The organism is Alloalcanivorax sp. C16-2, assembly GCF_046507615.1.
In the GTDB taxonomy this organism is placed as follows: Bacteria; Pseudomonadota; Gammaproteobacteria; order Pseudomonadales; family Alcanivoracaceae; genus Alloalcanivorax; species Alloalcanivorax marinus_A.
Genome location: NZ_JBKFTL010000007.1, coordinates 87,851 through 111,555, shown reverse-complemented (window position 1 = coordinate 111,555; position 23,705 = coordinate 87,851). Strand labels below are relative to the sequence as shown.

At 62.0% G+C, this 23,705-nt stretch carries 18 protein-coding genes and 5 tRNA genes; all 23 read left to right on the top strand.

Going from position 1 to position 23,705, the window contains the following annotated elements; genetic code table 11:
* Positions 1–406: 406 nt before the first annotated feature.
* Positions 407–793, top strand: a complete 387-nt coding sequence (locus ACLD02_RS19050) for a hypothetical protein (RefSeq protein ID WP_238400859.1) — start codon at positions 407–409, stop codon at positions 791–793.
* A 60-nt stretch (positions 794–853) separates the two neighbouring features.
* On the top strand, positions 854–2,542 hold the full coding sequence (locus ACLD02_RS19045) for an AMP-binding protein (protein WP_203101436.1): 1,689 nt from the start codon (positions 854–856) through the stop codon (positions 2,540–2,542).
* A gap of 6 nt (positions 2,543–2,548) precedes the next feature.
* Complete coding sequence (locus ACLD02_RS19040; protein ID WP_410299407.1) at positions 2,549–3,517, top strand: biotin--[acetyl-CoA-carboxylase] ligase; 969 nt, start codon at positions 2,549–2,551, stop codon at positions 3,515–3,517.
* Positions 3,514–4,248 carry a type III pantothenate kinase gene (locus ACLD02_RS19035; protein ID WP_410299406.1) on the top strand — a complete coding sequence of 245 codons (735 nt, stop codon included), beginning with the start codon at positions 3,514–3,516 and terminating at the stop codon, positions 4,246–4,248. Before ACLD02_RS19040 ends, ACLD02_RS19035 begins: the two co-directional genes overlap by 4 nt.
* A 19-nt stretch (positions 4,249–4,267) precedes the next feature.
* A complete protein-coding gene (locus ACLD02_RS19030) occupies positions 4,268–4,948 on the top strand; it encodes an SPOR domain-containing protein (protein ID WP_410299405.1) in 681 nt (226 codons plus the stop codon).
* 59 nt (positions 4,949–5,007) lie between these two features.
* Positions 5,008–5,083, top strand: a tRNA-Thr gene (locus ACLD02_RS19025).
* Between the two features lie 85 nt (positions 5,084–5,168).
* Positions 5,169–5,252, top strand: a tRNA-Tyr gene (locus ACLD02_RS19020).
* A 37-nt stretch (positions 5,253–5,289) separates the two neighbouring features.
* A tRNA-Gly gene (locus ACLD02_RS19015) sits at positions 5,290–5,363 on the top strand.
* A 47-nt stretch (positions 5,364–5,410) separates the two neighbouring features.
* A tRNA-Thr gene (locus ACLD02_RS19010) sits at positions 5,411–5,486 on the top strand.
* A 148-nt stretch (positions 5,487–5,634) separates the two neighbouring features.
* Complete coding sequence (gene tuf / locus ACLD02_RS19005) at positions 5,635–6,828, top strand: elongation factor Tu (protein ID WP_203101440.1); 1,194 nt, start codon at positions 5,635–5,637, stop codon at positions 6,826–6,828.
* 65 nt (positions 6,829–6,893) lie between these two features.
* Positions 6,894–6,969 (top strand) — tRNA-Trp (locus ACLD02_RS19000).
* A gap of 42 nt (positions 6,970–7,011) precedes the next feature.
* Positions 7,012–7,386, top strand: a complete 375-nt coding sequence (secE, locus tag ACLD02_RS18995) for a preprotein translocase subunit SecE (protein ID WP_203101441.1) — start codon at positions 7,012–7,014, stop codon at positions 7,384–7,386.
* A 9-nt stretch (positions 7,387–7,395) separates the two neighbouring features.
* A complete protein-coding gene (gene nusG / locus ACLD02_RS18990; protein ID WP_203101443.1) occupies positions 7,396–7,938 on the top strand; it encodes a transcription termination/antitermination protein NusG in 543 nt (180 codons plus the stop codon).
* Positions 7,939–8,031: 93 nt separating this feature from the next.
* Entirely contained in the window at positions 8,032–8,460 is a 429-nt protein-coding gene (gene rplK, locus ACLD02_RS18985; RefSeq protein ID WP_138770766.1) for a 50S ribosomal protein L11, read from the top strand.
* Between the two features lie 3 nt (positions 8,461–8,463).
* A complete protein-coding gene (gene rplA / locus ACLD02_RS18980) occupies positions 8,464–9,159 on the top strand; it encodes a 50S ribosomal protein L1 (RefSeq protein ID WP_203101445.1) in 696 nt (231 codons plus the stop codon).
* A 313-nt stretch (positions 9,160–9,472) separates the two neighbouring features.
* A complete protein-coding gene (gene rplJ / locus ACLD02_RS18975) occupies positions 9,473–10,006 on the top strand; it encodes a 50S ribosomal protein L10 (RefSeq protein ID WP_203101447.1) in 534 nt (177 codons plus the stop codon).
* Positions 10,007–10,077: 71 nt separating this feature from the next.
* Positions 10,078–10,458 carry a 50S ribosomal protein L7/L12 gene (rplL, locus tag ACLD02_RS18970; protein ID WP_203101449.1) on the top strand — a complete coding sequence of 127 codons (381 nt, stop codon included), beginning with the start codon at positions 10,078–10,080 and terminating at the stop codon, positions 10,456–10,458.
* Positions 10,459–10,604: 146 nt separating this feature from the next.
* Positions 10,605–14,747: a DNA-directed RNA polymerase subunit beta gene (gene rpoB / locus ACLD02_RS18965; RefSeq protein ID WP_203101451.1), complete on the top strand. Its 4,143-nt coding sequence runs from the start codon at positions 10,605–10,607 to the stop codon at positions 14,745–14,747.
* A gap of 96 nt (positions 14,748–14,843) precedes the next feature.
* Positions 14,844–19,046, top strand: coding sequence for a DNA-directed RNA polymerase subunit beta' (gene rpoC, locus ACLD02_RS18960; protein ID WP_203101453.1), 4,203 nt, complete (start codon positions 14,844–14,846; stop codon positions 19,044–19,046).
* A 168-nt stretch (positions 19,047–19,214) separates the two neighbouring features.
* Positions 19,215–19,589: a 30S ribosomal protein S12 gene (gene rpsL / locus ACLD02_RS18955; RefSeq protein ID WP_067606428.1), complete on the top strand. Its 375-nt coding sequence runs from the start codon at positions 19,215–19,217 to the stop codon at positions 19,587–19,589.
* 123 nt (positions 19,590–19,712) lie between these two features.
* The gene (gene rpsG / locus ACLD02_RS18950; RefSeq protein WP_203101455.1) at positions 19,713–20,183 is read left to right on the top strand and encodes a 30S ribosomal protein S7; all 471 of its coding nucleotides are present in this window, start codon (positions 19,713–19,715) and stop codon (positions 20,181–20,183) included.
* 78 nt (positions 20,184–20,261) lie between these two features.
* The gene (fusA, locus tag ACLD02_RS18945) at positions 20,262–22,361 is read left to right on the top strand and encodes an elongation factor G (protein ID WP_203101456.1); all 2,100 of its coding nucleotides are present in this window, start codon (positions 20,262–20,264) and stop codon (positions 22,359–22,361) included.
* Between the two features lie 32 nt (positions 22,362–22,393).
* Positions 22,394–23,587 (top strand): elongation factor Tu, encoded by a 1,194-nt coding sequence (tuf, locus tag ACLD02_RS18940; protein WP_203101440.1) that lies wholly within the window; start codon positions 22,394–22,396, stop codon positions 23,585–23,587.
* Positions 23,588–23,705: the final 118 nt, after the last annotated feature.

Below are 23,705 nucleotides of genomic sequence, written 5' to 3'. Positions count from 1 at the left end.
CGCAGCGATGGCGAGCACCGCTCGCCACCTAAGTAGGTCATCAGCACCCCAGAGCATCGTTCAACTCCCCGGTTAACCCCCCCCGCGCCGTGCCACCCCCATCGCGACTAAAGCGGAGCGCCGCCCGGTCGCGCCTACCCGCTTCCTTTAAACGCCGCCACCAACACCTCCCCACCCAATACCCAATCCCAGCAGCCTCTCTCACACCCCCCCAACACAACCCAATCCCAGAAACCCATCTATTCCAACACCCCATCCCAGAAACCCTTCATCCCACCCAACCACCCCACAAATCCAACCCCGCCCTTTATCCCGTGCCCATGTATCTCTATGCTCAGAAGGTCATGTCCCGAACGGAGCCCCTATGCAGTGGGTCAAGGCATTTGTCGCAGGTGTCCTGTCGACATTGATCTTTCATCAAGGCCTGCTGGCACTGCTGCATGCCGTCGGCGTGGTGCCGGCGCCGGCGTATAATCTGGCCGCCACCGAGCCCCTCGGCGTGCCGGCGGTGCTGTCGCTGGCATTCTGGGGCGGCATCTGGGGGCTGCCGTTGTGGTGGCTGATCCGGTATAAGCCGGCGCGGCTGTTCTGGCTGGTTTCCCTTTTGTTCGGCGCCATCGCGCCCACCGTGGTGGCCATGTTGCTGGTGTTCCCGTTGAAGGCGCTACCGGTAAGCATCGGCACCTGGGTGGGCGGCTTCTTGCTCAATGGCGCCTGGGGGCTGGGCGTGGCGATCCTGATGGGACCGATTTTCCGTTGCCATCCAAGAGCGCCGGATATTTTAAATCGATAAACTTCACGGGCCGGTGTGCCGGTCCGATCTCCCTTTTTGGTTTGGGTAAAGGTGATCACTATGACGAATGATAAGAATGGAGCCATGAAAACCCCGATCCAGGCACTGGACGATCGTCGTCGCCTGCAGGGCGACCAGGTGGCGATGGTGCAACCCCTGGGCGGCGAGAAAGTACGCCGTTACACCTGGGAGGAGGTGGCCGACGAGGCCTATCGCATGGCGGCCTACCTGCAGGCGGAAGGGGTGAAGGCCGGTGATCGCGTCGCTCTTGTGTCCAAGAACTGCGCCGAGTGGATCATCGCCGATCTGGCGATCTGGATCGCCGGTGGCGTGAGCGTGCCGCTGTATCCGACGTTGGTGGCGGATTCCGTGAAGCTGATCCTCGAGCACAGCGAATCGCGGATTCTGTTTGTCGGCAAACTCGATGACTGGGACATCATGAAGGATGGTGTGTCCGCGGACATCAAGCAGATCGCCTTCTCCCTGGCACCGGATGACGTGCGCGCCAAGGCGCCGGGGTGGGCCGAGATCATCGCCGGGCAGGCGCCCCTGGCGGAGCCCGCCAGCCCGGCCCCGGAGGATCTGGCCACCATTATCTACACGTCCGGTACCACCGGTGTCCCCAAGGGCGTGATGCACCAATACCAGAGCCTTTCCTCGGTGGGGGACAAGGTGATCCGGGTGTACAACCTGGAACCGGCGGACCGCATGATTTCCTACTTGCCCCTGTCCCATGTGGCCGAGCGGGCGGCGGTGGAGATGGCCCTCCTGTATACCGGTAATACCGTGTACTTCGCCGAATCCCTGGAGACCTTCGGCGAGGACATCAAGCGCGCCAAGCCAACCCTGTTTTTCGCGGTGCCCCGTATCTGGTCCAAGTTCTACCAAAAGGCCTCCGAAGCGGTACCGCCGCAGAAGCTCAACACACTGCTCAAGATTCCGCTGCTCAACCGGATAATCAAGAAGAAGGTGCTGGGCGCCATGGGGCTGGACGAGTGCCGTGTGGCGCTGTCCGGCGCCGCCCCCCTGTCCACGGAGATCATTACCTGGTTCAACAAGCTGGACCTGGAGATCCTGGAAGTCTACGGCATGACCGAGAACTTCGGCTGGTCTCACACCACCGAGCAGGGCGACCAGCGTATCGGCTGGGTGGGTACGCCCAACGATGGCGTGGAATGCCGCATCGGCGAGGCCGGCGAGGTTGAGGTGCGCAGCGTGGGTAATATGAGCGGCTATTATAAGCAACCGGACCTTACCGCCGAGGTGCTGTCCGAGGACGGCTGGTTGAAGACCGGGGATGTCGGCGAGATCGATGACCGGGGCCGACTGCGCATTACCGGTCGAATCAAGGAAATCTTCAAGACGGAGAAAGGCAAGTACGTGGCGCCGGCGCCGATCGAGAACCGTCTGGCCAGCCAGCCGGGCGTGGAGCTGGCCTGCGTGATCGGTTCCAACATGGCGCAGCCGGTGGCGCTGCTGAACCTCACCCCCGAGGAACAGGAGAAGCTGGGCAAGGGCGCGGAAAAAGATCACTTCAGCAAATCGCTGGAGGAGCTTCTGGAGCGGGTCAATACTCAGTTGGATCCTCATGAGCGCCTCAATTGCCTGGTGGTGTGCAAGACCCCGTGGACGGTGGAGAACGGTCTGATCACGCCGACCCTGAAGCTCAAACGCAATGAGATCGAAAAGTACTACGCGGCGGATTTGCCGGAGTGGGGCAAATCCCGCGGCGTGATCTGGGAGCATTGATCGTCAATGGAAGCCAACGCCGACCTGGCATTGATCCGCCGTCTCGCCGACGGTCGTTTCCACTCCGGGGCTGAACTGGGCGAGGCGCTGGGCATCTCCCGGGCGGCGATCTGGAAGCGCATTCACCGGCTCGAGGAACTGGGCCTGGCGGTGGAATCCGTGCGGGGCAAGGGCTATCGCTTGAGCCAGCCTCTGGATCTGCTCGACCCCGACGCACTGGAGGCGGCCTTTCGGGGCCGCGCCGCATTGCGCTTCCTGCCCGTGACCGAATCCACCAACGGCGACGCCCTGACCCTGGCGGGTCAGGGCGCTCCCTCGCCGGTGGTGGTGACGACGGAATTCCAAAGCGCTGGTCGTGGCCGGCGCGGGCGCGCCTGGCAGTCGCCATTTGGCGCCAATCTGTATATTAGCGTGCTGTATGAACTGGCCGGTGGGTACTCAGCCCTGGGAGGGTTGAGCCTGGCCGCCGGCGTGGCCGTGGCGCGGGCGCTGGAGCGTGAAGCGCCGGGCCTGCAGCCGGGGCTGAAATGGCCCAACGACCTGCTGGTGGGCAACGCCAAACTGGGCGGTGTGCTGATCGAGCTGGCCGGAGAAATGGATGGTCGCGTCCAGGTGGTGGTGGGCGTGGGCTTGAACGTGGCGATGAGCGACCGTCAGGCCGGGGGCATTGATCAGAATTGGATTGATCTTCGCCGTGCCTGCGCCACGCCGCCGCCGCGCACACGCCTGGCTGTCGCGGTGGGGCAGGAATTGCTTGCCATGCTGGAACGTTTCGCCGTCGATGGTTTCTCGCCCTTCATGGCGGATTTCCAGGCGCTGGATCTGTGCCGGGACCGGCCAGTGACCGTGCACGGTAGCGAAGGCGCCCGGGCCGGCCTGGCTCTGGGCGTGGCGGAAGACGGCGCGTTGTGTGTCGAGATCGATGGGAAACGCCGTTACGTGCATGGCGGTGAAGTGAGTTTGAGATTGCAATGAAATTGTTCGTGGACGTGGGCAACACCGCCCTGAAATGGCGTCATCGTGATGGTGACCGGGTGATTCAGGGCGGGCGCGCCCACGGTCGGGACTGGTGGACGGCGCTGGATGAGCCGCTCGCCCCCGGTGCCGACCTGGACACCATCTGGATTGCTTCCGTGGCGGGGCCGGAGGCCGATGAGCGCATCGCCGCCCTGGTGCGTGAGCACACCGGCAGATCGCCCTGTTTCTACTATTCCCGAGAGCGCGACTTCGGAGTGCGCAGTTGTTATCCCGAGCCGCGCCGGCTCGGCGTGGACCGCTGGGTGGCGCTGGTGGAGTGCTGGCAGCGTTTCGGCGCCGGCATCATCATCGATTGCGGCAGTGCCCTCACAATCGACGCGGTGGACGGGGAGGGCGAGTTTCTTGGTGGTTATATCGTTCCCGGCCTGGGTATGCTGCGCAACGCTCTGTTGCGTGACACCGCCGATGTCCATGTGGAGCGCGCCCGCCCGCGGTTGGGCCTGGGGCGCTCCACCGGCGAATGCGTGCACAACGGGTTGCTGCGCATGTCTGTGGCGTTCGTCACGGATGTGGTGGTTGAACTGCGAGAGCGCCTTCCCGATACTTGCAAAGTGCTGGTCACGGGTGGGGACGCGGACGAATTGTCTTCCGCTTTTTCCTTTGAATTCCTGCACTTGCCCGATCTCGTGCTGGACGGCCTGGAACGGGTGGCGGCACGACAAGAATGAGGCTTGGGGGACAAAGTCCGTGCGTTGGGTCTTTTACAGCCTGGTGGTGGTGAATCTGGTGTACCTGGGCTGGCAAGGCGTCATGATGGCCGTTGAGCCCGATGCGCCGGCGGTGCCGGTTGCGCGGTCGTTGCCGGATGACGCATCCGCCGCGCCGACGTTGACGTTGCTTGCCGAGGCGCCACAGCAGCGCCTGGGCTCCGGTCCCGGGTCGGCGGCCGGCCCCGGGTTGTGCCCGGTGGTGGGCCCCTGGTCCGGTCGCGGGGATGCCGAGCGGGCGCGAATTCAGCTGGCGGCGGTGGGGCTGCACGGGCGCATCGAGGCGGTCAGTGTGCGGAAAGACCATCTCAACTGGGTCTATCTGCCTCCCTATGAAACCCGTGAGCGGGCCCTGGCGGTGCTCGGCGAGCTGCAGGCTCGCGGCGTGGACAGCTTCATCGTCAAGACCGGCGCGGACGCGAATGCCATTTCCCTGGGGTATTTTTCCAGCGCCGATTCCGCCGAAGGGCTGCGCGTGAAGATGCGCAACGCCGGTTATCCGGCGTTCGTGCGCGAAACGTCCCGCCCGGTCACTGAGTACTGGTTGTACCTGCCGGAGGGCGCCGCCGGAGCCATGGAGTTGGAGGATTTCCTGGCCGGCAACCCGGATGTGGGCCGGGATCGAGCCGCCTGCAGGCTGGAACGCGCTGATGGCGCCTGAATCGCCGGCAACGATTGCACCCCCGGTGGGGTTTCTATAGAATGCGCAGCCCTTACGCTGCTGGCGTAGCTCAGTTGGTAGAGCAGCTGATTTGTAATCAGCCGGTCGGGGGTTCGACTCCTCTCGCCAGCTCCACTTTACGCGCGCCTAAGAGCTTGAAAATCCCTGAAAATGTGGTTGACAACCCAGGGCGGCGTAAAGAGAATGTAGGCCCTTTTCAGGAGGGGTTCCCGAGTGGCCAAAGGGATCAGACTGTAAATCTGACGCGAAAGCTTCGGAGGTTCGAATCCTCCCCCCTCCACCAGATTCGCCGGCAGGCTGGCAGTACAGACGGAAGGTTCGCGGGCATAGTTCAACGGTAGAACCTCAGCCTTCCAAGCTGATGATGCGGGTTCGATTCCCGCTGCCCGCTCCAGTCTGCGGCAACAATTTGGATGCCTGACAAGGCAGTATGAAGGTTACGCTCATGTAGCTCAGTAGGTAGAGCACACCCTTGGTAAGGGTGAGGTCACCGGTTCAAATCCGGTCATGAGCTCCAGATTCCGGGCCCGGGAACCTCCCGGGCCCGGCTTCATGTGTCTTGGTGGTGCCAGGGTGGTCCGCGAGTGGCGCGGTCCTATAAATGTGTTTTCCAGGCGCACGCCGTTCAGACGGGAATGCACAGCCAAGTTGAGAGGTAGAGAGTCGTGGCAAAGGAAAAGTTTGAACGCAATAAACCGCACGTAAACGTAGGCACCATTGGTCACGTTGACCATGGTAAGACGACGCTGACCGCCGCCCTGACGCGGGTGTGCTTCGAGACGTGGGGTTCTGGCTCCGCGAGCGCGTTTGACCAGATCGACAATGCGCCGGAAGAGCGTGAGCGCGGTATCACCATTGCGACCTCTCACGTTGAGTACGATTCTCCGAACCGTCACTACGCGCACGTTGACTGCCCCGGTCACGCCGACTACGTGAAGAACATGATCACCGGCGCGGCGCAGATGGACGGCGCGATCCTGGTGGTGAGCGCGGCGGACGGCCCGATGCCGCAGACCCGCGAGCACATCCTGCTGTCCCGCCAGGTGGGCGTTCCCTACATCGTCGTGTTCCTGAACAAAGCGGACATGGTCGATGACGAAGAGCTGCTCGAGCTGGTTGAGATGGAAGTGCGCGAGCTGCTGAGCGACTACGATTTCCCGGGCGACGACACCCCGATCATCAAGGGCTCCGCGCTGAAGGCGCTGGAAGGCGACACCAGCGAAATCGGCATGCCGGCGGTGGTGAAGCTGGTTGAGTGCCTGGACGACTACATCCCCGAGCCGGAACGGGCGGTGGATCAACCGTTCCTGATGCCGATCGAGGACGTTTTCTCCATCTCTGGTCGTGGTACCGTGGTGACCGGTCGCGTTGAGCGCGGCATCATCAAGGTGGGTGACGAGATGGAAATCGTGGGCATCAAGGACACCATGAAGACCACCTGTACCGGCGTTGAGATGTTCCGCAAGCTGCTGGACGAAGGCCGCGCGGGTGAGAACGTGGGCGTGCTGCTGCGTGGCACCAAGCGTGACGAAGTGGAGCGTGGTCAGGTACTGGCGAAGCCGGGCAGCATCACCCCGCACACCAAGTTCGAAGGCGAAGTGTACGTGCTGAGCAAGGACGAGGGTGGTCGTCACACTCCGTTCTTCAACGGCTACCGTCCGCAGTTCTACTTCCGTACCACGGACGTGACCGGTGCGTGCACCCTGCCGGAAGGCACTGAAATGGTGATGCCGGGCGACAACGTTCAGATGAACGTTGAGCTGATTGCCCCGATCGCCATGGAAGAAGGCCTGCGCTTCGCGGTCCGTGAAGGCGGCCGCACCGTCGGCGCCGGCGTGGTCTCCAAGATCATCGAGTAAGACACCACCAAGGTGGTGAAAGGGCCGGGGCCCAAGGGTCCCGGCTGTTGTGTTTTCGAGGTTACAGGCCAGTAGTTCAATTGGTAGAGCACCGGTCTCCAAAACCGGCTGTTGGGGGTTCGAGTCCCTCCTGGCCTGCCAATTCTCCCAGAGCTGCCATCAGGCGGCGGGGTGCGTCGGCAGATGAGTGAGAAAGCAGAAGGGCAGTCTGGGTCCTCCGTTCTAGAGGCCACCAAGTGGGTCATCGCGGCCGCGCTGGTGGCTGTTGCTGTTGTGGGTAACAGCTATTTCTCCGAGGTGTCCCCCCTGTACCGGGCGCTGGGCGTGCTGGTCGTCGGTCTCGTGGCCGCGTTCGTTGCCCTGCAGACCGAACAGGGCAAGGCGTTCAACCAGCTGCGCAAGGACTCCATGGTGGAGCTGCGCAAGGTGGTATGGCCGACCCGTCAGGAGACGCTGCAGACCACGTTGATCGTGTTGGTGTTCGTGCTGATCGTCGCACTGCTGTTGTTCGTGCTCGATTGGTTGCTCAACGGCGCGATCTCGATGCTCATCGGCTAAGGGGTACACATGGCGAAGCGTTGGTACGTCGTACACGCTTATTCCGGCTTTGAAAAGCACGTCAAGCGGGCCCTGGAAGAGCGCGTCAAGCTGCGCTCCATGGAAGAACTGTTTGGCGAGATTCTCGTGCCCACCGAGGAAGTGGTGGAGATGCGAGGTGGTCAGAAGCGGAAGTCCGAGCGCAAATTCTTCCCCGGCTACGTGCTGGTGGAAATGGAAATGTGCGACGACTCCTGGCACCTGGTCAAGGAAACGCCCAAGGTGATGGGCTTTATTGGCGAAGATCCGAAAAACCCGGGTCGGGTATCGCCGATTACCCAGAAAGAGGCGGATGCCATTCTGCGTCGCATGGACGACGCGGTGGAGAAGCCGAAGCCGAAGACGCTGTTCGAGGCCGGCGAAGTGGTGCGCGTCACCGACGGCCCGTTCGCGGATTTCAACGGCGTGGTGGAAGAAGTGAACTACGAAAAGAGCCGCCTGCAGGTGGCGGTGCTCATTTTCGGTCGCTCCACGCCTGTGGAGCTGGAATTCGGGCAGGTTGAAAAGACCTGATCCCACGGTGCCTCGCCGGTTCAGTCGGGCGGGGCAAACGACCCACCTCAGGGGAGCCCGTAAAACGGCGTTCGAACCCAAGGAGTCTTAATCATGGCCAAGAAAGTCGAAGCCTACATCAAGCTGCAAGTGGCAGCGGGTCAGGCTAACCCTTCACCGCCGGTCGGCCCCGCTCTGGGCCAGCACGGCGTGAACATCATGGAGTTCTGTAAAGCGTTCAACGCCCAGACCCAGCAGCTCGATCAGGGCGCGCCAGTGCCGGTGGTGATCACGGTTTACAGCGACCGTTCCTTCACCTTCACCATGAAGACGCCGCCGGCGGCCTACCTGCTGAAGAAAGCAGCGGGCATCAAGAGCGGTTCCGGTGAGCCGAACACCAAGAAGGTGGGCAAGGTGAACCGCGCGCAGCTCGAAGAGATCGCCAAGGCGAAAGAGCCGGATCTCACCGCTGCCGATATGGACGCCGCCGTGCGTACCATCGCGGGCTCCGCCCGTTCCATGGGTCTGGACGTGGAGGACTAACCAATGGCCAAGCTGTCCAAGCGCGCCCGCGCCATCCGTGAAAAAGTGGAATCGGGCAAGTTCTATCAAGTGGAAGACGCCGTGGCTCTGCTCAACGAGCTGTCCGCGGTGAAGTTCAAGGAATCCATCGACGTTTCCGTGAACCTGGGTGTTGACCCGCGTAAATCCGACCAGAACGTGCGTGGCGCTTCCGTGCTGCCCCACGGCACCGGCAAGACCGTTCGCGTCGCCGTGTTCGCCCAGGGCGCCAAGGCCGAGGAAGCCAAGGAAGCCGGCGCCGACGTGGTGGGTTTCGATGACCTGGCCGAGCAGGTTCAGGGCGGCGAGATCAACTTCGACGTGGTGATCGCTTCTCCGGACGCCATGCGCGTCGTGGGTAAGCTGGGCACCATCCTCGGCCCCCGTGGTCTGATGCCGAACCCGAAAGTCGGCACCGTGACCCCGGACGTGGCTCAGGCGGTGAAGAACGCCAAGGGCGGTCAGGTGCGTTACCGCACCGACAAAGGCGGCATCATCCACTGCACGGTGGGTCAGGTCGGCTTTGACGCCAACGCCATCAAGGAAAACGTGGAAGCGCTGATCGCCGATCTCAAGAAGGCGAAGCCGGCTTCCGCGAAGGGCGCGTACTTCAAGAAGGTAACGCTGTCCAGCACCATGGGTCCGGGTCTGTCCATCGATCCCGCTTCCCTGGCTATGTAAGAAATCCGGGGGCGGCCTGGTGCCGGTCCCAAAGGGCTTTGATCCCGACGGCGATGCCTGCTTCGCGGGCCAACCGCCGGGGCGTCAAAGACCGCAGGTCCGAGGGTGTGAATGGAGTCCGGCTTCATGAGCCGAGTTTCCACCCGAGGTTAAGGGGTAACCGCCTGCGCAGGCGCGGTAGTTGCAAATCCTGTGTCAAAGCAGGGGCTGGCTTCCGCGATAACGGACCGGGTGACCGGTCCTGGCAACCGCTGGGCCCATCTGTCAGGCAGTCGACGGGTCCGGTTAAGTTTGTGAATCCAGGAGGTAAATCGTGCCTTTGAATCTGGAGGACAAACGGGCGATTGTGGTTTCGGTGAATGCTGCGGCTACCGAAGCGCTGTCCGCCGTGGTTGCCGACTATCGGGGACTTTCCGTGTCAGAGATGACCGCTCTGCGCGTGAAGGCTCGTGAAACCGGCGTGTACCTGAAAGTAGTACGGAACACGCTGGCCAAGCGCGCCGTTGAAGGCACTGAATACGAGTGCCTCAGCGACTCGCTGGTCGGCCCCACGATCCTGGCGTTTTCCCAGGCAGATCCGGGCGCAGCCGCCCGGCTGATCAAGGATTTCGCCAAGGACCACGACGCGCTCGAAGTTAAAGCACTGGCCGTAGGCGGTGTGGCGTACGAAGCCAAGGACATCGATGTCCTGGCCAAGCTGCCCACCCGTGAAGAAGCCCTTGCTCAGCTTATGTCCGTCATGCAGGCCCCGGTGGCCAAGTTTGTCCGTACCCTCAACGAGGTGCCCGGCAAGTTTGTGCGTACCGTCGCCGCGGTGAAGGACAAGAAACAGCAGGAAGCTGCCTGATCCAGCGATCAGCAGCGTAACTACCCGATTCCACTCGGGATCGCCCGTACGGTGATTTTAGGAGATTGAAAATGGCCGTTTCCAAAGAAGATATCCTCAGCGCAATCGCTGACATGAGCGTTATGGACCTCGTTGAACTGATCGAGGCCATGGAAGAGAAGTTCGGTGTAACCGCCGCTGCCGCCGTTGCAGCCGCTCCCGCGGCCGCTGGTGGCGACGCTGGTGGTGCCGCTGAAGAACAGACCGAATTCGACGTGGTTCTGACCGGTTTCGGCGACAAGAAAGTCGGCGTGATCAAGGCAGTCCGCGAAGTAACCGGTCTGGGTCTGAAAGAAGCGAAAGAACTGGTCGAGGGCGCACCCGCTCCGGTCAAGGAAGGCGCTTCCAAGGACGAAGCCGAAGAGATCAAGAAAAAGATCGAAGAGGCTGGCGGTACCGCCGAGCTCAAGTAAGCGCGAGAGCGCAATGTCTTTCCACATTCCGGCGGAAAGACACCGGCTGGCAGCTTAAGGGCTGCCAGCCTTTTGTCGTTTCTGCATGAAGGGTTTCATGCAGGAATATCACCCAGGGGTGATAGGTCAACAGCCGAGGAACGCAGATGGCATACTCATTCACTGAGAAAAAGCGGATCCGCAAAGATTTCGGCAAGCTTCCTAAGGTCATGGAGGTTCCGTACCTTCTGGCCATACAGCTCGATTCTTACCGCAAGTTCTTGCAACACGACAAGAGCGCCGAGGAGCGCTTGGACGCGGGCCTGGAAGCAGCCTTCCGGTCAGTGTTCCCGATTTCCAGCTACTCCGGGAACGCGGCCCTCGAGTATGCCGGCTATGAGTTCGGCAAACCGGTTTTTGATGTCAAAGAGTGCATCATTCGTGGCACCACCTACGCCGCGCCGCTGCGCGTGCGTATTCGTCTGGTGATCTACGACAAGGAATCCAACGGCGCGATCAAGGATATCCGCGAACAGCAGGTCTACATGGGCGAGATTCCGCTCATGACCGAAAACGGCACCTTCGTGATCAACGGTACCGAGCGGGTGATCGTGTCACAGCTGCACCGTTCCCCGGGCGTGTTCTTCGATCACGACAAGGGCAAGACTCACTCCTCGGGCAAGCTGCTGTATTCCGCGCGGGTGATCCCCTACCGTGGTTCCTGGCTCGACTTCGAGTTCGATCCCAAGGACCTGGTATACGTGCGCATCGACCGTCGCCGCAAACTGCCGGCGACCATTCTGCTGCGTGCCCTGGGCTATACCTCGGACGAGATCCTCGACACTTTCTTCGACACCAACGAAATCCTTTTCGAGAACGGTGTCTACCGCATGCGGCTGGTGCCGGAGCGTCTGCGTGGTGAAACCGCGACCTTCGATATCCTTGCCGGCGAGGAAGTGGTGGTGGAGCGTGGTCGCCGCGTCACCGCGCGTCACATCCGTCAGCTCGAAAAAGCCAATATCGAATACCTGGAAATTCCCGCCGAATACCTGCATGGCCGTTACCTGGCTAAGTCGATCATCGACCAGGAAACCGGCGAGGTTCTGGTGGAGTGCAATACCGAACTGAGCGCCGACAGCCTCGAGAAAATCGAGAACGCCGGTATCGCCACGTTCGAGACGCTCTACACCAACGACCTGGACCATGGGCCGTTCATGGCCGACACCCTGCGTGCCGATCCCACCCGTAGCCCCCTTGAGGCGCTGGTGGAAATCTACCGCATGATGCGTCCCGGCGAGCCGCCCACCAAGGAAGCGGCGGAGAACCTGTTCCGCAACCTGTTCTTCACCGACGAGCGCTACGACCTGTCCGGCGTGGGTCGCATGAAGTTCAACCGCCGTCTCGGCCGTGACGACGTCACCGGCCCGGGCATCATCTATGACGGTCGTTACTTCAGCGCCCGTACCGACGATGAAGGCAAGCAGTACTTCGAGCAGATGGGCACCGATCAGTCCGACATCATCGATGTGCTCAAGACTCTGGTGGACATCCGCAACGGCAACGGCGTGGTCGATGACATCGATCACCTGGGTAACCGTCGTATCCGTTCCGTGGGCGAAATGGCGGAGAACCAGTTCCGCGTTGGTCTGGTTCGGGTGGAGCGCGCCGTCAAGGAGCGTCTGAGCCTGGCCGAGTCCGAAGGCCTGATGCCGCAGGATCTGATCAACGCCAAGCCGGTGGCCGCCGCGGTGAAGGAGTTCTTCGGCTCCTCCCAGTTGTCCCAGTTCATGGATCAGAACAACCCGCTGTCCGAGATCACCCACAAACGCCGGGTGTCCGCCTTGGGCCCGGGCGGTCTGACCCGTGAGCGTGCCGGCTTCGAAGTGCGCGACGTGCACCCGACCCACTACGGTCGCGTGTGTCCCATCGAGACGCCGGAAGGGCCGAACATCGGCCTGATCAACTCCCTGGCCAGCTACGCGCGCACCAATGAGTACGGCTTCCTGGAGTCGCCGTACCGCAAGGTGATCGACGGTAAGGTCAGCGATGAGATCGAGTACCTGTCCGCCATCGAGGAAGCGGAGTGCGTGATCGCGCAGGTCGACGCCAAGATGAACGACGACGGCAGTTTCGTTGAAGACTTCGTTACCGTGCGTCACCGCTACGAGTTCACCGTCATGGAGCGGGACACCATTACCCATATGGATGTCTCCCCGCGCCAGGTGGTGTCCGTGGCCGCGTCCCTGATTCCGTTCCTGGAGCACGATGACGCGAACCGCGCCTTGATGGGCTCCAACATGCAGCGTCAGGCGGTGCCGACCCTGCGTGCCGAGAAGCCCCTGGTGGGTACCGGCATGGAGCGTCACGTGGCCCGGGATTCCGGCGTCTGCGTGGTGGCCCAGCGTGGCGGTATCGTCGACAAGGTGGACGCTTCCCGGATCATCGTCAAAGTGAACGACGACGAGGTGGTCGAGGGTGAAGCGGGTGTGGATATCTACAACCTCACCAAGTACACCCGCTCCAACCAGAACACCTGCATCAACCAGCGTCCGCTGGTGAAAGTGGGTGATCGGGTAGCGGCCCGCGACATCATGGCCGACGGTCCGTCCGTGGACATGGGCGAGCTGGCCCTGGGCCAGAACATGCGCGTCGCGTTCATGCCCTGGAACGGCTACAACTTCGAGGACTCCATCCTGATCTCCGAGCGGGTGGTGAAGGAGGATCGTTTCACCTCTATTCACATCCAGGAGCTCACCTGTATCGCCCGTGATACCAAGCTGGGCGCCGAGGAAATCACCGCCGATATCCCCAACGTGGGCGAAGTGGCGCTCGGCAAGCTTGACGAGTCCGGTATCGTTTACATCGGTGCCGAGGTGGAAGCCGGCGACATTCTGGTCGGCAAGGTGACGCCCAAGGGCGAAACCCAGCTGACGCCGGAAGAGAAGCTGCTGCGCGCGATCTTCGGTGAGAAGGCCTCCGACGTGAAGGACACCTCCCTGCGGGTTTCCTCCGGCGTCAAGGGCACCGTCATCGACGTGCAGGTGTTCACTCGCGATGGCGTTGAGAAGGACGAGCGTGCCCGCCAGATCGAACAGGACGCGCTGGACAAGTTCCGCAAGGACCTGAAGGACGAGTACCGGATTCTCGAGCAGGACATCAAGGACCGTCTGCGGTCCGTGCTGCTGGGCAAGAAGGTCAACGGCGGCGCCGGCCTCAAGCGTGGCACCGAGCTGACCGACGCGGTGCTCGACGAGCTGGAAGGTGACAAGTGGTTTGAACTGCGTCCCGCCGATGACGACGTGGCCGAGCAACTGGAGCGCGCGCACCAGTACCTGGAGCTGCACAAGAAGGAACAGGACGAGCGCTACAAGGACAAGCAGGCCAAGATCTCCGGCGGCGACGATCTGTCCCACGGCGTGCTCAAGGTGGTCAAGGTCTACCTGGCGATCAAGCGTCGCATTCAGCCCGGTGACAAGATGGCCGGCCGTCACGGTAACAAAGGTGTGATCTCCGTGATCATGCCCGAGGAAGACATGCCCTACGACGAGAACGGCGTCCCCGTGGACGTGGTCCTCAACCCGCTGGGTGTACCGTCGCGGATGAACGTGGGGCAGATTCTCGAGACCCACCTGGGCTGGGCCGCCAAGGGCCTGGGCGAGCGCATCGGCGAGATGCTGGATCAGGAGAAAAAAGTCGCGGAAGTGCGCGACTTCCTTGACCAGATCTACAACCAGACCGGCGCCGGTGGCACCGATGAGGACTGGAGCCATTTCGAGGACCAGGACATCATCGAGCTGGCTCGCAATCTGCGTGCCGGCGTGCCCATGGCCACCGCCGTGTTCGATGGTGCCAAGGAGTTCGAGATCAAGGCGCTGCTGGAACTCGCCGGCCAGGACCGCTCCGGTCAGATTCAGCTTTGGGATGGCCGTACCGGCGAGCAGTTCGACCGCAAGGTGACCGTCGGCTACATGTACATGCTCAAGCTGAACCACCTGGTCGACGACAAGATGCACGCCCGCTCCACCGGCTCCTACAGCCTGGTGACCCAGCAGCCGCTGGGTGGTAAGGCGCAGTTCGGTGGTCAGCGCTTCGGTGAGATGGAAGTGTGGGCCCTGGAGGCCTACGGCGCGGCGTACACGCTGCAGGAAATGCTCACCGTTAAGTCGGACGATGTGAATGGCCGTACCCGCATTTACAAGAACATCGTCGATGGCGACCACCGGATGGATCCGGGTATGCCGGAGTCCTTCAACGTACTGCTGAAGGAAATCCGTTCGCTCGGTATCAACATCGAGCTGGAAAACGACTGAGGCGACGGCGCCGCTGCCGCGAGGCGGAAGTGGCGCCACGCCTGACCCGGGTTTAGGAAAGAATCGCGAGCGAAAGCTCCATACGGAGGACTGGCCTTGAAAGACTTGCTGAATCTGCTCAAAAGTCAGGGACAAGTCACGGAGTTCGACAAGCTTAAGATCGGTCTGGCACCGCCGGATCTGATCCGTTCCTGGTCTTTTGGCGAAGTGAAAAAGCCGGAGACCATCAATTACCGCACCTTCAAGCCGGAGCGTGATGGCCTGTTCTGCGCGCGCATTTTTGGTCCGATCAAGGACTATGAGTGCCTGTGCGGCAAGTACAAGCGCCTCAAGCACCGGGGTGTGATCTGCGAGAAGTGTGGCGTTGAGGTCACTCTCTCCAAGGTCCGCCGTGAGCGCATGGGCCATATCGAGCTGGCAAGCCCGGTGGCGCACATCTGGTTCCTGAAGTCGCTGCCGTCCCGCATCGGCCTGATGCTGGATATGACCCTGCGCGACATCGAGCGGGTGCTGTACTTCGAATCCTTCGTGGTCACCGAGCCCGGTATGACCACTCTGGAGCGTGGTCAGCTGCTCACCGATGAGGAGTATTTCGACGCGCTGGAGCAGTTCGGCGACGAGTTCGAAGCCAAGATGGGCGCGGAAGCGGTTCAACAACTGCTCACCGAGCTGGATCTGCAGGACGAGATCAACACCCTGCGCGAGGAAATCGAGGCCACCAACTCGGACACCAAGCTCAAGAAGCTGTCCAAGCGGCTCAAGCTGATGGAAGCGTTCCACGCCTCCGGCAACGAGCCCGAATGGATGATCATGACGGTGCTGCCGGTGCTGCCGCCGGACCTGCGTCCGCTGGTGCCCCTGGACGGCGGTCGTTTCGCGACCTCCGACCTGAACGATCTGTATCGCCGGGTGATCAACCGTAACAACCGCCTCAAGCGGCTGCTCGACCTGAACGCCCCGGACATCATCGTGCGCAACGAGAAGCGCATGCTGCAGGAGTCCGTGGACGCGCTGCTGGATAACGGCCGTCGCGGCCGGGCCATCACCGGCTCCAACAAGCGCCCGCTGAAATCCCTGGCCGACATGATCAAGGGCAAACAGGGTCGTTTCCGTCAGAACCTGCTGGGTAAGCGGGTGGACTACTCCGGTCGTTCCGTGATCGTGGTGGGCCCGACCCTCAAGCTGCATGAGTGCGGCCTGCCCAAGAAGATGGCTCTGGAGCTGTTCAAGCCGTTCATCTTCGCCAAGCTGGAAGCCCGTGGTCTGGCCACCACCATCAAGGCCGCCAAGAAGATGGTCGAGCGCGAAACCGCCGAGGTGTGGGATATCCTCGCCGAGGTGATTCGCGAACACCCGGTGATGCTGAACCGGGCGCCGACCCTTCACCGTCTGGGCATCCAGGCGTTCGAGCCGGTGCTGATCGAGGGCAAGGCGATCCAGCTTCACCCGCTGGTGTGCGCCGCCTTCAACGCGGACTTCGATGGTGACCAGATGGCGGTGCACGTGCCGCTGACCCTGGAGGCTCAGCTGGAAGCCCGGGCGCTGATGATGTCCACCAACAACATCCTGTCCCCGGCCAACGGTGAACCGATCATCGTGCCGACCCAGGACGTGGTGCTGGGTCTGTACTACATCAGCCGTGAACGGATCAACGCCAAGGGCGAAGGCCGGGTGTTCTCCGACACCCAGGAAGTGATGCGCGCCCTGGGCACCAAGGAAGTGGATCTGCACGCCCGTATCAAGGTGCGCATCCACGAAGTGGTGCGTGACCAGGAAGGCCGGGTCGAAGAGAACGATCGTCTGGTGGAGACCACTGTCGGTCGCTGCAAGCTGTGGGACATCGTGCCTGACGGCATCGGCTTCGATCAGGTCAACCGCAACATGACCAAGAAGGCGATCTCCGGTCTGCTGAATACCTGCTACCGGATTCTGGGCACCAAGGAAACCTGCATCTTCGCCGACCAGATCATGTACATGGGCTTCCGCGAAGCCACCCTGTCCGGCTCCTCCATCGGTGTCGAGGACATGGTGATCCCGGACGCCAAGGTGAAGATGATCGCCGCCGCCGAGGAAGAAGTGCGCGAGATCGAGGAGCAGTTCGCTTCCGGTCTGGTGACCCGCGGTGAGCGCTACAACAAGGTGATCGACATCTGGGCGCGCACCAACGACCAGATCGCCAAGGCGATGATGGAAAACCTGAACAAAGAAGTCGTCGTCAACCGTGATGGCGAGGACGAGCTGCAGGATTCCTTCAACTCGATCTACATGATGGCGGACTCCGGCGCCCGGGGCTCCCCGGCGCAGATTCGTCAGCTGGCCGGCATGCGTGGCCTGATGGCCAAGCCGGATGGCTCCATTATCGAGACGCCGATCACCAGCAACTTCCGTGAAGGGCTGAACGTACTCCAGTACTTCATCTCCACCCACGGTGCCCGGAAAGGTCTGGCGGATACCGCGTTGAAGACCGCGAACTCCGGTTACCTGACCCGCCGTCTGGTGGACGTGGCCCAGGACCTGGTGATCACCGAGATCGACTGTGGCACCGAGCAGGGCCTGCTGATGACGCCGCTGATCGAAGGCGGTGACGTGGTCGAGCCCCTGCGCGAGCGGGTACTGGGCCGGGTCGTGGTGCGCGACGTGATGAACCCGCTCAACGCCGACGAAGTGGCGGTGGAAGCCGGCACCCTGCTGGATGAAGTGTGGGTGGATCGCCTCGAAACCATGGGCGTGGACGAAGTCATCGTGCGCTCGCCGATTACCTGTGAAACCCGCTGGGGCGTGTGCTCCAAGTGCTACGGTCGCGACCTGGCACGGGGCCATCGGGTGAACGTGGGCGAGGCGGTTGGTGTTATCGCTGCCCAGTCCATCGGTGAGCCGGGCACCCAGCTGACCATGCGGACCTTCCACATCGGGGGCGCGGCGAGCCGGGCTTCCGCGGTGTCCAGCATTCAGATCAAGCACGGCGGCAAGGTGCGCTTCCACAACGCCAAGCACGTTCAGCACAAGGACGGCCTGGTGATCGTGTCCCGCTCCGCGGAGTTGGCCGTCGCCGACGACCTGGGCCGTGAGCGCGAGCGCTACAAGCTGCCTTACGGCGCCATGGTTACCGTCAAGGAAGGCGATCCGGTGGACGGCGGTCAGGTCGTGGCGACCTGGGACCCGCACACCCACCCGATTATCGCCGAGGTGGAAGGTAAGGTGCAGTTTGGTGACATGGAGGAAGGCATCTCCGTGAACTACCAGACCGACGAACTGACCGGCCTCACCAACATCGAGGTGCTGAGCAGCCAGGACCGCCCGTCCGCGGGTAAGGATCTGCGCCCGGTGGTTCGCGTGGTGGACGCCAGCGGCAAGCCGGTAACCCTGCCCAACACCGATAACCCGGCCAACTACTTCCTGCCCGGCGGCGCGCTGTCGGCGCTGAAGAACGGTGCCGATATCGGCATGGGTGACGTGATCGCGCGGATTCCCCAGGAATCCTCCAAGACCCGTGATATCACCGGTGGTCTGCCGCGGGTGGCGGACCTGTTCGAGGCCCGTAATCCCAAGGAAGCCGCCATTCTCGCCGAGAAGAGCGGTACCGTTTCCTTCGGTAAGGAAACCAAGGGCAAGGTGCGGCTGGTGATCACCCCGGACGAAGGTGGCGATACCTACGAGGAGCTGATTCCCAAGTGGCGCCAGCTCAACGTGTTCGAAGGTGAGCACGTGGAGAAGGGCGAGGTGGTCTCCGATGGCCCGCTCAACCCCCACGACATCCTGCGTCTCATGGGGGAAGTGGAACTGGCCCGTTACATCGTCAACGAGGTGCAGGAGGTCTACCGTCTGCAGGGCGTGAAGATCAACGACAAGCACATCGAGACGATCATTCGCCAGATGCTGCGCAAGGTGGAAATCACCGAGATCGGCGACTCCGCCTTTATCAAGGGCGAGCAGGTGGAATACGCCCGCCTCACCGAAGAGAACGAGCGTCTCGCCGGAGAGGACAAAATGCGTGCCCGTGGCGAGCGTCTGCTGCTGGGTATCACCAAGGCGTCCCTGGCCACCGAGTCGTTTATCTCCGCGGCCTCCTTCCAGGAGACCACCCGGGTGCTGACCGAAGCGGCGGTGACCGGCAAGGAAGACGACCTGCGCGGCCTGAAGGAAAACGTGGTGGTGGGGCGTCTGATCCCGGCCGGTACCGGCTACGCCTACCACGAGGAACGCCGCCGTCAGCGTGCCGAAGCCACCGGCGACGGCCCCACCATGGACGAGGTGGAAGCGGCGCTGTCCGAGGCCCTGAGCTCCTCCGACGGGGAGTAAGGCGGTCGAAAAGCGGGACCTGGCCCCTGGTGCCTTGACTTGGCGCCAGGGGCTCCCTAGAATCCGTCGCCCCTGTCTATAGCCCGAAATAGGCTATGGAATGATCAAAAAGGGTGGCGATAAAGAGCAATGTTCGTCACAGAACTGTAAGCGTGGAGCAGTAGTTTCATGGCAACTGTAAACCAGCTTGTGCGGAACCCGCGCAAGAGAAAGGTTGAGAAAAGCGACTCGGTCGCCCTGCAGGGCTGCCCGCAGCGGCGCGGCGTTTGCACCCGGGTGTACACCACTACCCCGAAGAAGCCGAACTCCGCGCTGCGTAAAGTGTGCCGGGTGCGCCTGACCAACGGTTATGAAGTGTCCTCCTATATTCCGGGGGAAGGCCATAACCTGCAGGAGCACTCCGTGGTGCTGATCCGTGGTGGTCGTGTGAAAGACCTCCCGGGTGTGCGCTACCACACCGTGCGCGGCACGCTGGACACCGCGGGTGTTCAGGACCGTAAGCAGCGTCGTTCCAAATACGGCGCCAAGCGGCCGAAGAAGTAAATACACCCCCTTTCCATACGGCCGGGCGCCTGGCGACCCGGCGGGATGAGTAAGGCCGGGCTTCGTCCCGGGTAACCCTGAAGCTTTCCCCGCCCCGGCGGGGCATGATGAGGAACACATCCGATGCCAAGAAGACGCGTCGTAGCCAAACGCGAGATCCTGCCGGATCCGAAATTCGGTAGCCAGCTGCTGGCTAAGTTCATGAACCACGTTATGGTCGACGGCAAGAAGTCCGTGGCCGAGCGCATTGTATACGGTGCGCTGGATACCGTGGCCGAGCGCAAGAGCGGTGAGCCGCTGGAGCTGTTCGAGAAGGCCCTCGATAACATCCGCCCGATGGTCGAGGTGAAAAGCCGCCGTGTGGGTGGCGCGACCTATCAGGTGCCGGTTGAGGTGCGTCCCAGCCGTCGTACCGCTCTGGCCATGCGCTGGCTGGTGGACTCCGCCCGTAAGCGTGGCGAGAAGAGCATGGCCCAGCGCCTGGCGGGTGAAGTAATGGACGCCGCCGAAGGCAAGGGCGCGGCCATGAAGAAGCGGGAAGACGTGCACCGCATGGCCGAGGCCAACAAGGCCTTCTCCCACTTCCGCTTCTAAAGCAGAAGGCAGAACGAGTAAACCGGCCTGCGATCAGGCCGGTTTTTGTATTTGATTCAGTGAATCGAGGTTAGCAGCGTGGCACGTAAGACTCCTCTTAACCGTTATCGCAATATTGGCATCTGCGCCCACGTGGACGCGGGCAAGACCACCACGACCGAACGCGTCCTCTTTTACACCGGTGTGTCTCACAAAATCGGTGAGGTGCATGACGGTGCCGCGACCATGGACTGGATGGAGCAGGAGCAGGAGCGTGGTATCACCATCACCTCCGCTGCTACCACGACCTTCTGGCAGGGCATGGACCAGCAGTACGACCAGTACCGCATCAACATCATCGACACCCCCGGGCACGTGGATTTCACCATTGAGGTGGAACGCTCCCTGCGGGTGCTGGATGGCGCGGTCGTGGTGTTCTGTGGTACCTCCGGCGTGGAGCCGCAGTCCGAAACCGTATGGCGTCAGGCCAACAAATATGAAGTGCCGCGGATCGTGTTCGTCAACAAGATGGACCGTGCCGGCGCGGATTTCGAGCGCGTCGTCGCCCAGATTCGCCAGCGGCTCGGCGCCAAGGTGGTTCCGATCCAGCTGAACATCGGCGCCGAGGACGATTTCAAGGGCGTTGTCGATCTTATCCGGATGAAAGCCATCTACTGGAATGAGAACGACATGGGCATGACCTATGAGCAGACCGATATCCCGGAAGAGCTCAAGGGTCGTTGCGACGAACTGCGTGAGCAGATGGTCGAGTCCGCCGCCGAGGCGTCCGAGGAACTGATGGACAAGTACCTCGAGAACGGCGATCTGAGCAACGACGAGATCAAAGCCGGTCTGCGTCAGCAGGTGCTGGCCAACGAAATCGTGCTGGCACTGTGTGGCTCCGCCTTCAAGAACAAGGGCGTTCAGGCCATGCTCGACGCGGTGGTGGAATACCTGCCGGCGCCGGACGAAGTGAAGGCGATCCAGGGTGTGCTGGACGATGGCGAGACCGTCGAGTCCCGTCAGTCCTCCGACGAGGAACCGTTCTCCGCGCTGGCATTCAAAATCGCCACCGACCCGTTCGTGGGCTCCCTGACCTTCATCCGGGTGTACTCCGGGGTGCTGAATTCCGGCGACTCCGTGTACAACTCCGTGAAGCAGAAGAAGGAGCGCGTTGGTCGTCTGCTGCAGATGCACGCCAACAGCCGCGAGGAGATCAAGGAAGTGCGCGCCGGCGACATCGCCGCTTGTGTGGGCCTCAAGGATGTGACCACCGGTGACACCCTGTGTGACCTCAACAAGGTGATCGTGCTCGAGCGCATGGAATTCCCGGATCCGGTGATTTCCGTGGCGGTGGAGCCGAAGTCCAAGGCCGACCAGGAGAAAATGGGCCTGGCCCTGGGCCGTCTGGCGCAGGAAGATCCCTCGTTCCGCGTGAAGACCGACGAGGAAACCGGGCAGACCATCATCTCCGGCATGGGCGAGCTGCACCTGGACATCCTGGTGGATCGCATGCGCCGCGAGTTCAAGGTGGAAGCGAACATCGGCGCGCCCCAGGTGGCGTACCGCGAGACCTTCACCAAGCCCGCCGACGTGGAAGGCAAGTTCGTCAAACAGTCCGGTGGTCGTGGTCAGTACGGTCACGTCAAGGTCAAGTTCGAGCCGATCGATCGCGATGCCGACTTCGAGTTCGAAGAGCAGATCCATGGCGGCGTGGTGCCGAAGGAATACTTCGGCGCGGTGCAGAAGGGTATCGAAGAGCAGCTGCAGTCCGGCGTGCTGGCCGGTTACCCGGTCCTGGGCGTGAAAGCGATTCTCTACGATGGTTCCTACCACGAGGTGGACTCCAACGAGAACGCCTTCCGCATGGCCGGTGGTCTGGCGGTGAAGAACGCCGCCAAGGAAGCCGGCGCGGTACTGCTTGAGCCGATGATGAAGGTGGAAGCGGTAACCCCCGAGGAGTACATGGGCGACGTGATGGGCGACCTCAACCGTCGTCGTGGTATCGTCCAGGGCATGGAAGACACGCTGTCCGGCAAGATCATTCGCGCCGAGGTGCCCCTGTCCGAGATGTTCGGTTACGCCACCGACCTGCGCTCCATGTCGCAGGGCCGCGCCAGTTACTCCATGGAGTTCCTGAAGTACGCGGAAGCGCCGCGCAACATCGCCGACGACGTGATTAGCGGCAAGAAATCTTAAATTTACGGTTAATTTGTTAAAGGTATAGAGCCGTGGCAAAGGAAAAGTTTGAACGCAATAAACCGCACGTAAACGTAGGCACCATTGGTCACGTTGACCATGGTAAGACGACGCTGACCGCCGCCCTGACGCGGGTGTGCTTCGAGACGTGGGGTTCTGGCTCCGCGAGCGCGTTTGACCAGATCGACAATGCGCCGGAAGAGCGTGAGCGCGGTATCACCATTGCGACCTCTCACGTTGAGTACGATTCTCCGAACCGTCACTACGCGCACGTTGACTGCCCCGGTCACGCCGACTACGTGAAGAACATGATCACCGGCGCGGCGCAGATGGACGGCGCGATCCTGGTGGTGAGCGCGGCGGACGGCCCGATGCCGCAGACCCGCGAGCACATCCTGCTGTCCCGCCAGGTGGGCGTTCCCTACATCGTCGTGTTCCTGAACAAAGCGGACATGGTCGATGACGAAGAGCTGCTCGAGCTGGTTGAGATGGAAGTGCGCGAGCTGCTGAGCGACTACGATTTCCCGGGCGACGACACCCCGATCATCAAGGGCTCCGCGCTGAAGGCGCTGGAAGGCGACACCAGCGAAATCGGCATGCCGGCGGTGGTGAAGCTGGTTGAGTGCCTGGACGACTACATCCCCGAGCCGGAACGGGCGGTGGATCAACCGTTCCTGATGCCGATCGAGGACGTTTTCTCCATCTCTGGTCGTGGTACCGTGGTGACCGGTCGCGTTGAGCGCGGCATCATCAAGGTGGGTGACGAGATGGAAATCGTGGGCATCAAGGACACCATGAAGACCACCTGTACCGGCGTTGAGATGTTCCGCAAGCTGCTGGACGAAGGCCGCGCGGGTGAGAACGTGGGCGTGCTGCTGCGTGGCACCAAGCGTGACGAAGTGGAGCGTGGTCAGGTACTGGCGAAGCCGGGCAGCATCACCCCGCACACCAAGTTCGAAGGCGAAGTGTACGTGCTGAGCAAGGACGAGGGTGGTCGTCACACTCCGTTCTTCAACGGCTACCGTCCGCAGTTCTACTTCCGTACCACGGACGTGACCGGTGCGTGCACCCTGCCGGAAGGCACTGAAATGGTGATGCCGGGCGACAACGTTCAGATGAACGTTGAGCTGATTGCCCCGATCGCCATGGAAGAAGGCCTGCGCTTCGCGGTCCGTGAAGGCGGCCGCACCGTCGGCGCCGGCGTGGTCTCCAAGATCATCGAGTAAGTGCAAAAAAAATGGGCCAGGGCCTTGCCCTGGCCTTTTTTTGTCTCTACAATTTGCGCCCTCTTTGCCGGTAATGCCGGCTAGAGAGCGCGATCAACCGGGGCATCGTTCCCGGGCT

What these genes read in the sequence shown, in the direction of transcription:
- ACLD02_RS19045 (WP_203101436.1), top strand. Translation starts at nt 854, where the DNA reads ATGACGAATGATAAGAATGGAGCCATGAAAACCCCGATCCAGGCACTG.
- ACLD02_RS19040 (WP_410299407.1), top strand. Translation starts at nt 2,549, where the DNA reads ATGGAAGCCAACGCCGACCTGGCATTGATCCGCCGTCTCGCCGACGGT.
- ACLD02_RS19035 (WP_410299406.1), top strand. Translation starts at nt 3,514, where the DNA reads ATGAAATTGTTCGTGGACGTGGGCAACACCGCCCTGAAATGGCGTCAT.
- secE (WP_203101441.1), top strand. Translation starts at nt 7,012, where the DNA reads ATGAGTGAGAAAGCAGAAGGGCAGTCTGGGTCCTCCGTTCTAGAGGCC.
- nusG (WP_203101443.1), top strand. Translation starts at nt 7,396, where the DNA reads ATGGCGAAGCGTTGGTACGTCGTACACGCTTATTCCGGCTTTGAAAAG.
- rplK (WP_138770766.1), top strand. Translation starts at nt 8,032, where the DNA reads ATGGCCAAGAAAGTCGAAGCCTACATCAAGCTGCAAGTGGCAGCGGGT.
- rplA (WP_203101445.1), top strand. Translation starts at nt 8,464, where the DNA reads ATGGCCAAGCTGTCCAAGCGCGCCCGCGCCATCCGTGAAAAAGTGGAA.
- rplL (WP_203101449.1), top strand. Translation starts at nt 10,078, where the DNA reads ATGGCCGTTTCCAAAGAAGATATCCTCAGCGCAATCGCTGACATGAGC.
- rpoB (WP_203101451.1), top strand. Translation starts at nt 10,605, where the DNA reads ATGGCATACTCATTCACTGAGAAAAAGCGGATCCGCAAAGATTTCGGC.
- rpsL (WP_067606428.1), top strand. Translation starts at nt 19,215, where the DNA reads ATGGCAACTGTAAACCAGCTTGTGCGGAACCCGCGCAAGAGAAAGGTT.
- rpsG (WP_203101455.1), top strand. Translation starts at nt 19,713, where the DNA reads ATGCCAAGAAGACGCGTCGTAGCCAAACGCGAGATCCTGCCGGATCCG.